Source organism: Sphingomonas corticis, assembly GCF_012035195.1.
Taxonomy (GTDB): domain Bacteria; phylum Pseudomonadota; class Alphaproteobacteria; order Sphingomonadales; family Sphingomonadaceae; genus Sphingomonas; species Sphingomonas corticis.
Map to the genome: position 1 here is coordinate 1 of NZ_JAAVJH010000036.1, position 8,563 is coordinate 8,563.

Consider the following 8,563-nt stretch of genomic DNA (forward strand, 5'->3'; position numbering starts at 1 on the left):
GGTAACTTCCAACTCGTCCAACCTCACAAACCCACGAAACTTAATATACTTTGCGGCAACGCTCAGGCTTTTGTTGACCATTTGTTCCGACTGCCGCTGTCCATATGACAAACCTTGAGGTGCCCCCGACTCCGCCATGTCCTCGCGCCACATGGCGACTTCGGCGGGCGTGCCGCGTGTGAAATCCATCGCGCGAACTTCGGCACGGATCGCCTCAATGTCGAAATCGCTCATGCTTCGTCCCTCGCTTCGCCTTCCGCATCGAACGCCCGTTTGCCGCGCCGCTTCCACAGCGCCAGCAAGTCGCCGGCATCATCACCGCGACCACGACCGGCAAGATCGAGCAGCGCGCCGTAGAGAGTCGCGCGATCGTCGTCGGTCAACTCGACCAGTCCGGCTTTCTGGACGAGGCCGCCCAGCTCGATCAGGTGGCGCGTTCGTTCGCGACGTTGCACGACCCAAGCCCTGCTATCCGTTCGCCGTTCCGCCGCTTCCGCCCGCAGCGTCGCCGCCCGGTTCAGCTTGAGCGCCCGATCCGTCGATTGCAGCAGCGCCGCCACCCTTGCGCCCGCGCCGCTGAAAGAAGGCAGCGCCCTTCGCACGCCATGCCTCCTTCGCGCCCGTATCCTTCGCCCCGACTGCATCGAGCAGAACGCCGGCGAGGGTCTCGGTATCGAGCGCATCGGCCCCGGTTGCGGCGACGAGCTGGCCGAGCTGTTCGACCCGCTTCGCCTTGAGCGAGCGGGCCTTGTCGTTCAGCGCCTTTAGTTCGGCATCGTAATCGCGCACCTTCCGCATCGTCTCTCCCTTCCGCGACCAGCAGCCAGATCACTCTAGCGGCACCAGCGGGAGGGTAAAGCACGAACGATCGTGATAACAGCATCAAGTCAGTCACGAGGAGCGAAGCGGATTGTGAGTGCGCGCTTATACGTCGTTGCCGACGTGCGCTCAGAAGTGCAATAAGCGGGGCGTCATGGCGATCTACCACTTCTCCGCCAAGGTTGTCAGCCGTGCGAACGGATCAAGCGCCGTCGCGAGCGCCGCCTATCGTTCCGCGTCCGAGCTGCACGACGACCGGCTTGGGCGCGACCATGACTTTAGCAACAAGGCGGGCGTCATCCATTCCGAGGTGATGTTGCCGGAGGGCGCGCCGGAGCGTTTAAACGATCGCTCGACCTTGTGGAATGAGGTGGAGGCAGGCGAGAAGCGCAAGGACGCGCAGCTTGCTCGCGAGGTCGAGTTCTCGATTCCGCGCGAGATGAACGAGAAGCAGGGCGTCGCGCTCGCGCGCGACTTCGTGAAGAAGCAGTTTGTCGATCGCGGGATGGTCGCGGACCTGAACGTGCATTGGGACAAGGCGAAGGACGGCACGTCGAAGCCGCACGCGCACGTCATGCTGGCGATGCGCGACGTGGGGCCGGAGGGGTTCGGGAAGAAGAACCGGGACTGGAACAACACCGAGCTGTTGAAGGACTGGCGCGAGGCGTGGAGCGCGCATGTCAACGAGCGCATGGCCGAGCTGGGACTTGAGGGCCGTATCGACCATCGCTCCTATGAGGCGCAGGGGATCGAGCTGGAGCCGCAGCACAAGATCGGACCCGCAGCATCGCGCAGGCCGGAGCAGGGGCTTGAGGCGGAACGGATCGAGGATCACACCCGCATCGCCCGCGAGAACGGCGAGAAGATCATCGCCAGCCCCAATGTCGCGTTAGACGCGATCACCCGCCAGCAGGCCACGTTCACCACCCGCGACCTTGCCGTGTTCGCGTTCCGGCACAGCGACGGCAAGGAGCAGTTCGACCAAGTGATGGGGGCCGTGCGCGCCAGCCCCGAGCTGGTCGCATTGGGGAAGGACGGCCGCGACCAGGAGCGGTTCACGTCCCGCGACATGATCGCGGTGGAGAACCGGCTTGAGCATGGCGCGGGCGAGCTGGCGACGCGCGACGGTCACGGCGTCGCCGATCGCCAGCGTGACGCTGCGATCGGCGCAGCCAAGGCGCGCGGCCTTGTCCTGTCGGCCGAGCAGCGTGACGCCTTCGACCATATCACCGGGAGGGAAGGGCTGGCGTCCGTCGTCGGCTACGCCGGTTCGGGCAAATCCGCCATGCTCGGCGTCGCGCGCGAGGCGTGGGAGCGGGAGGGCTACACGGTGCGCGGCGCGGCCTTGTCGGGCATCGCGGCGGAGAACCTTGAGGCCGGGTCCGGCATCAGCTCGCGCACCATCGCGAGCCTTGAACACGCATGGGGGCAGGGGCGCGAGCAGCTTGGCCCCAAGGATGTGCTGGTCGTGGACGAGGCGGGCATGATCGGCTCGCGCCAGATGGAGCGGGTGCTGTCCCAGGCCCGCGACGCCGGAGCCAAGGTGGTGCTGGTCGGCGACCCCGAGCAGTTGCAGGCGATCGAGGCAGGCGCGGCGTTCCGCAGCGTCACCGAGCGCCACGGCGCGGCCGAGATCACCGAGATCAGGCGGCAGCGCGAGGACTGGCAGCAGGGCGCGACGCGCGCGCTGGCGACAGGGCGCACCGGCGAGGCGATCCATGCCTATGACGGCAAGGGCATGGTTCAGGCGGCCGACACCCGCGAGGCTGCACGGGGCGAGCTGGTCGACGGTTGGGATCGTGCGCGGCAGGCCGAGCCGGGCAAATCCCGCGTCATTCTCACCCACACCAACGCCGAGGTCCGCGCGCTGAACGAGGAGGCGCGCGGACGACTTCGCGCGACCGGCGACCTTGGCGACGACGTGGCGTTCAGCGCCGATCGCGGGGCGCGCCAGTTCGCGCGCGGCGACCGCTTGATGTTCCTGCGGAACGAGCGGTCGCTGGGGGTGAAGAACGGCACGCTTGGCACGATCGAGCAGGTATCGGCCGAGGGGATGAAGGTTCGGCTCGACAGTGGCGCGCGCGTCGCGTTCGATGCGAAGGACTATGCCGCGGTCGATCACGGCTACGCCGCTACCTTCCACAAGGCGCAGGGCGTGACGGTCGATCGCGCCCACGTTCTCGCCACCCCCGGCATGGACCGGCACAGCGCCTATGTTGGCATGTCGCGACACCGCGACGGCGCGCAGCTCCATTACGGCCGCGACGACTTCGCCGACCAGCGCCAGCTTGTCCGCGCCCTGTCGCGCGACCGGGGCAAGGACATGGCCGGTGACTACGCCCGGCCCGAGCAGGATCAGGCGCGCGCGTTCGCCGATCGGCGCGAGATCCGGTTCCCGGAACTCGCGCGTCAGGTGGTCGAGAAGGTGCAGGCCAAGGCGCGGGGCATGTTCGCCGGGTTCCGGCCGAAACCAGCGGCGGAAAAAACGACGTCGCCGGAGCGCCTCGCGGCCGATCGGCCGCTGGCGCCCTCGCAGGCCCGCGCGATCGAACGCTATGGGCGCGCCGCAGCGGATATAAGCCGGATGCGGGACAAGGGATTGCCGGTGCTGGCGCACCAGGAACAGGCGCTGGCGAAGGCCGGCGACGCGCTCGACCAGGTGCGGCCGCATGGCGCGCGCGACCTCGCCAGCGCGATCGAGCGCGACCCCCGGCTCGCGCGCGACGCGGCCGAGGGCAACACTGGCGGGGCGGCGAAGGCGATGGAGACGGAGCGCCAGGTCCGCACCGACCCGGAGAAGCGCGCGGGCCGGTTCGTGGAGCAGTGGCAGGGCATGAAGGAAGCGCGGGCCAACATGGAGCGTGCCGGCGACCGCGCGGGCGCGGAGAAACTTGGCAAGCGGATGGAGGGCATCGCGGGCGGGTTGCACCGCGACCCACAGCTCGAATCCGTGTTGCGCCGTCGCGCCCCCGAGCTGGAGTTGAACATGGAGCGGGGCAAGTCGATCGGGCAGGAGCTGGCGCAGTCGGTCGGACAAGGCCGCGACCGTGATCGTGGCATGAGCCGGTAAGGGGGACGGGTGGCGGACGAGGACGACCAGGACGAGGCAGGCGCGGCCGAGGCGTTCGAGGCCATGCGTGGTGAGCTGGCGCTGTTGCGCCGCGCCGTGGAGGGTCTGGCGGCCGAGCGCGGCGCGATCGACGTGCCGGACTATACCGAGACGTTGGGGCGGATGCAGAAGGGCGTGGACGCCACGGCCGACCGTATCGCCGTCATCAATGACGTGATCGCGCGGAGTCCGGCGCTGGCGATGACGCCCGAGCAAATGGCACAGCGTATCGCCGCAGCCGGTAACGCCGCCCGGCGCGAGGACCAGGTGGCGCTCGCTACCGGGCGCAAGGGACTGGAGGACGTGACGCGCCAGCTTCACGGGCTTGTCGCATCGGCGCGGCATGCCGGCGAGCAGAACAGACGGCTAGCATGGTCAGCGATCGGCGGCGTCGCGATCGGCATGGTGTTATGGGCAGCCGGCGCGGGCGTCGTGGCGCGCGCCGTGCCGGAAAGCTGGCTATGGCCAGAGAAGATGGCATCGCGCAGCTTGCGCTTGGACACTTGGACCGCAAGCCGGCGACTGGCGGCTGTCAGCCAGCCCGACACTTGGAACACGATGGTTGCGGGTGCAGTGATCGCCCAAGCAAATCAGGAGACGCTTGAACAATGTCGGCGGGCAGCCAACAAGGCAGGCGAGCCAGTGCGATGCACTGTCAGGATTAAGCCGGAGGGGAGGAGGGGGGAATAATGAACCTGCGGCGTCACTCCGGACCCGAGCTGTTGCGGTTTATCGAGTGGTGGGATCAAGCACCGCGTACGATTGAGAAGCGCGGCGGAATCTCTTAGATTGATCGCTGGAGGCTTTGTTCGCGGAGACGCGCACATTGCCTTCTTTTCGTTTTAGGAAGCGCTGCCCTAAGCGACAGAAGCCAGAGCTTTGACAATGCGGCATTCCGCGATGGAGCCGACCATGTATCTTGATCCTATCGGTGCAGACACGCGATGATGGCGGTCACGACGGCGGTGGTTTCCGCGACGTCGCGCACCCTCACTGTGTCGAGGCCGATTTCAGCAGCGGGATAGTCATTCCCACCGGGGAATATCGCATCCCCAATGAACAGCATCCCGTCGAGCGGGACACCGCTCTCGGCACTCAGGCGCTTCAGGCCATAGCCCTTGTCGATCCCTGCTCTGGTCACGTCGATCGATGTCGTGCCACCGAGATTGATCGAGAGCTCCGGCAGCTTCGCGCGCAACGTGGCCTGCAACGCGGTCCTCTTCTTTCGGTCAGGATCCCACGCTTCCTTTTCCTTCAGCGGCGCTGCCTGCCCCAGGCCCGAAAAGGTGATCTGGCTGCCCCGGTCCTCGATCCGTTCGCCCCAGATACGTTCGTCGGCGAGACCGGCATCGGTCAGCGCCTGATCGAAGGCCGTGCGGATCTTCGCCTTCTCCGCGTCGTCGAACAGTTCGGCATAGACCGCGCGCCAAGCGCCATTGATGAACCGATAGAGTTTCGTGCCTGTGGTCGGCATCAACCAGAGACGGTCGAGCGCGACGCCGGCAGGAAGGCGCGAGGCGATCTGCTTTTCGAACTGCGGCCAGTCCCCGCCCGAGATCACCGCCACATCCGTGATGGCGAGCAATCGGGCGAGGATTGCGGCCATATCCTCCGATAACGGCCGCTTGCTCTCGGCAAGCGTGCCGTCGAGGTCGAAGGCGATCAGCCACTTCATGCCGCCTTCCCTGCCGGATCGCGGTAGGCGAGCAGCCTGAGCGCATTGATGACGACGAGCAGCGTCGATCCCTCATGAACCGCCACCGCTGGCCCAATGCCGAGGCCGAGGATGGTAGCAGGCACCAGGAAGGCGACGACACCCAGGCTGACGAAGACGTTCTGCCGGATGATTCCACGGGTATGGCGGCTAAGACCGACTGCGAATGGCAGGTGCGCCAGATCGTCGGCCATCAGCGCCACGTCGGCTGTCTCCAGCGCAACGTCCGACCCCGCCGCGCCCATCGCGATGCCGACCGTGGCGCTTGCCATCGCCGGCGCATCGTTCACGCCGTCGCCCACCATCGCGACCTTGTCTTCGCCGGCGAGCTTCTTGATCGCGGCAACCTTGTCTTCGGGCATGAGGTCGCCCCACGCTTCGTCGATCCCGACTTCGTCGGCGATCGCTTCGGCGACTTTCTGGTGATCGCCGGAGATCATTATCATCCGCGACACGCCCATCTCGTGCAGCCGACGCAACGCGGTCTTGGCAGCTTCGCGAGGCGTGTCCATCAGGCCGATCGCGCCCAGGTCGCGGTCCCCCTTGCGGACCACCATTGTCGTGCGGCCGTTCTCGCGCAGCTTCGCGATTGCGTCCTGCGCGCCCTGCCCCAGCGCCGGAATGCCCTCACTTCCGAACATCTCGGCCTTGCCGATCCACACCGTCTCGCCATCCACGCTCGCGGTGACGCCCCGACCGGTCAGGCTCTTGAGGTCGCCGGCAGTCGGCACGGCACGATCGTTCAGACGTTCGCGGCCGTCCTTGACGATCGCTTGGGCCAGGGGATGGTCGCTCAACGCTTCGACGGCGACAGCCAGCGCCAGCAACTCGCCTTCATCGGCGCCATCGACGGGCACGACATCAGTGATGCGCGGACGACCTTCGGTCAGCGTGCCCGTCTTGTCGAAAGCGATCGCTTTGAGCGACCCGAGGTTTTCGAGCGGTGCACCGCCCTTCACGAGCACGCCGCCCCGCGCTGCACGGGCAACGCCCGACAGGACCGCGCTCGGCGTTGCGATCGCGAGCGCGCACGGGCTTGCCGCCACCAGCACCGCCATCGCGCGATAGAAGCTGTCGCGGAACGGCTCGTCGACGACCACCCATGCGAACAGCAGGAGCACTGACAGGACCAGGACGGCGGGCACGAAGATCCGTTCGAACCGGTCGGTGAAGCGCTGCGTCGGCGACTTCTGCGTCTCCGCTTCGCTCACCATCTTCACGACCTTGGCAAGCGCGCTTTCATTGGAACGGCGTGTCACCTCGATCTCGATCGCGCCGCCGCCGTTGATCGTACCAGCAAAAACCCGGCTTTCCGCGTCGACTGCATCGGGCTTGGCGCGTGCCGCTGCGGCATCTGCGACCGGCACCTTGTCGACCGGGATGCTTTCACCCGTGACCGGGGCCTGGTTGATCGCGCTGGTGCCCTTGATGACGAAGCCGTCGGCAGGCAGGCGCTCGTTCGGGCGGACGATGGCAATGTCCCCGACGACCATCTGCTCGACCGGGATTTCGCTGGTCTGCCCGCCGCGTCGCACGGTCGCGGTTTCGGGCGCGAGCTTCGCCAGCGCCTCGATCGCCTTCTTGGCGCGGCCCATTGCATAATGCTCAAGCGCATGGCCGAGGCTGAACAGGAACAGCAGCAGCGCACCTTCGGCCCATGCGCCCAGCGCAGCGGCGCCGGCCGCAGCGACCAACATCAGCGTGTCGATCTCGAACTTCTTCATCCGGAGGTTGTCGATCGCCTCGCGCAGCGTGAAGAATCCGCCGAAGAAATAGGCTGCGATATAGCAGGCGGTCGGCAGCCATTCGGGCGCGCCAGCGACCAGCCTCTCGATCGCGTAGCCGATCCCCAGCAGCGCGCCACAGGCGAGCGCGAAGATCAGCTCGGTATTGGGGCCGAGAAATTCGGCGTGGCTATGGTCGTGGCCATCGCCGGGGCCGTGCTTCTCTTCGCCCGCGCCGTGGCCCCCGGGGCCGTGGTCGTGGCCGGCATGTTCATCGGCAGCGACCCGCTTGCCCACCCTCACCTTCAGCTTGCGAAGCGCAGCGCGCACCTCCTCTTCGGTGGTTTCGCGGCGATCATATTCGACCCGGACAGACCCGCTGGTGCTGGCGCTTGCCTGGACCACGCCGGGCAAGGCGCACAGCGCATCGCTGACCGTGCGCGCCCGACGTTCGTGGTTGATCCCCGTCACCTGCCAGATCGCATGGCCGTAGCGCTCGGTGATTTCGGCACCTGCGGCGCGCACCATTTCGCGCAACCGTGGCAGCGGCAGCTTGGCGGCATCGAAATGGATGCACAGCGCCGCTGGCGTGTTGCCGTCGAGACAGATCACATGCGCCCGCTCGACACCTTCGCGCTTTGACAGGGTTGATACGAGACGGTCCAGGCAGGCATCGGCCGCGTCAGGAAGGTCCGGCAACAACACTGGAATGTCGAGTTCGAGCTTGTCGTTCATGACGACCTCCTTTCGCTTTTCTTGGTTTCGGCGCGCGCGTCGCGCAGGATTTCGACACCGCCCTTGATGGCGATGATGGCGGTGGCGAAGCCGACCAGCAGGTCCGGCCAATTGGTACCCAACCACAGCACCAGCACGCCGGCGATCAGGATGCCGCCGTTGGAAATGAAGTCGTTGAAGCTGAAGGTGGTTGCGGCCCGGAGATTGACGTCCGGATCCTTGAGGCGCTGGAGCAGCCGCAGGCAGAGGTAATTCACGACGCCGGCGATCGCGGACATGACCATCATGGTAGGTCCGATGGGCTCGCTGCCCTGCACGTAGCGCCGTCCGACATCTGTAGCGGCCTGCAATGATGGTCGGCCCGGCGCGAGATTATAGGTCTATTCTGGCGCACGCTCCGTGAGACCGAAGCCGTGCTCTAGCGCACTATAGTTGAGAACGGGCGCACCTCGGGTGAAACGG

The 8,563-nt window shown here is 66.6% G+C and carries 6 protein-coding genes and 2 pseudogenes; 2 read left to right on the forward strand and 6 right to left on the reverse strand.

From position 1 onward, the window contains the following. From HBH26_RS19895 to HBH26_RS19905, 3 genes and pseudogenes are all read right to left on the reverse strand, one after another. Positions 1-234, reverse strand: a pseudogene (locus tag HBH26_RS19895) (hypothetical protein); the annotation flags it as partial. Beyond that, positions 231-455 (reverse strand): conjugal transfer protein TraD, encoded by a 225-nt coding sequence (locus HBH26_RS19900; protein ID WP_168136323.1) that lies wholly within the window; start codon positions 453-455, stop codon positions 231-233. The gene HBH26_RS19900 and the pseudogene HBH26_RS19895, both read right to left, overlap by 4 nt. A 13-nt stretch (positions 456-468) precedes the next feature. Beyond that, positions 469-798 (reverse strand): conjugal transfer protein TraD, encoded by a 330-nt coding sequence (locus HBH26_RS19905; RefSeq protein WP_168136324.1) that lies wholly within the window; start codon positions 796-798, stop codon positions 469-471. Between the two features lie 175 nt (positions 799-973). Here HBH26_RS19905 and traA point away from each other — a divergent pair, with 175 nt between their 5' ends. Both traA and HBH26_RS19915 read left to right on the forward strand, forming a co-directional pair. Beyond that, positions 974-3,889 carry a Ti-type conjugative transfer relaxase TraA gene (gene traA, locus HBH26_RS19910; RefSeq protein ID WP_168136325.1) on the forward strand — a complete coding sequence of 972 codons (2,916 nt, stop codon included), beginning with the start codon at positions 974-976 and terminating at the stop codon, positions 3,887-3,889. Between the two features lie 9 nt (positions 3,890-3,898). Next, positions 3,899-4,618 carry a DUF6118 family protein gene (locus HBH26_RS19915; protein ID WP_029547630.1) on the forward strand — a complete coding sequence of 240 codons (720 nt, stop codon included), beginning with the start codon at positions 3,899-3,901 and terminating at the stop codon, positions 4,616-4,618. A 235-nt stretch (positions 4,619-4,853) separates the two neighbouring features. Here the strand turns inward: HBH26_RS19915 and HBH26_RS19920 are convergent, their stop codons facing one another. The 3 genes and pseudogenes from HBH26_RS19920 to HBH26_RS19930 form a co-directional block, all read right to left on the reverse strand. Next, on the reverse strand, positions 4,854-5,603 hold the full coding sequence (locus HBH26_RS19920; RefSeq protein ID WP_004212890.1) for an HAD-IIB family hydrolase: 750 nt from the start codon (positions 5,601-5,603) through the stop codon (positions 4,854-4,856). Then, positions 5,600-8,101 (reverse strand): heavy metal translocating P-type ATPase, encoded by a 2,502-nt coding sequence (locus HBH26_RS19925; protein WP_004212886.1) that lies wholly within the window; start codon positions 8,099-8,101, stop codon positions 5,600-5,602. Before HBH26_RS19925 ends, HBH26_RS19920 begins: the two co-directional genes overlap by 4 nt. After that, positions 8,098-8,436 (reverse strand): annotated as a pseudogene (locus HBH26_RS19930) (cation efflux transmembrane domain-containing protein); the annotation flags it as partial. The pseudogene HBH26_RS19930 and the gene HBH26_RS19925, both read right to left, overlap by 4 nt. Positions 8,437-8,563: the final 127 nt, after the last annotated feature.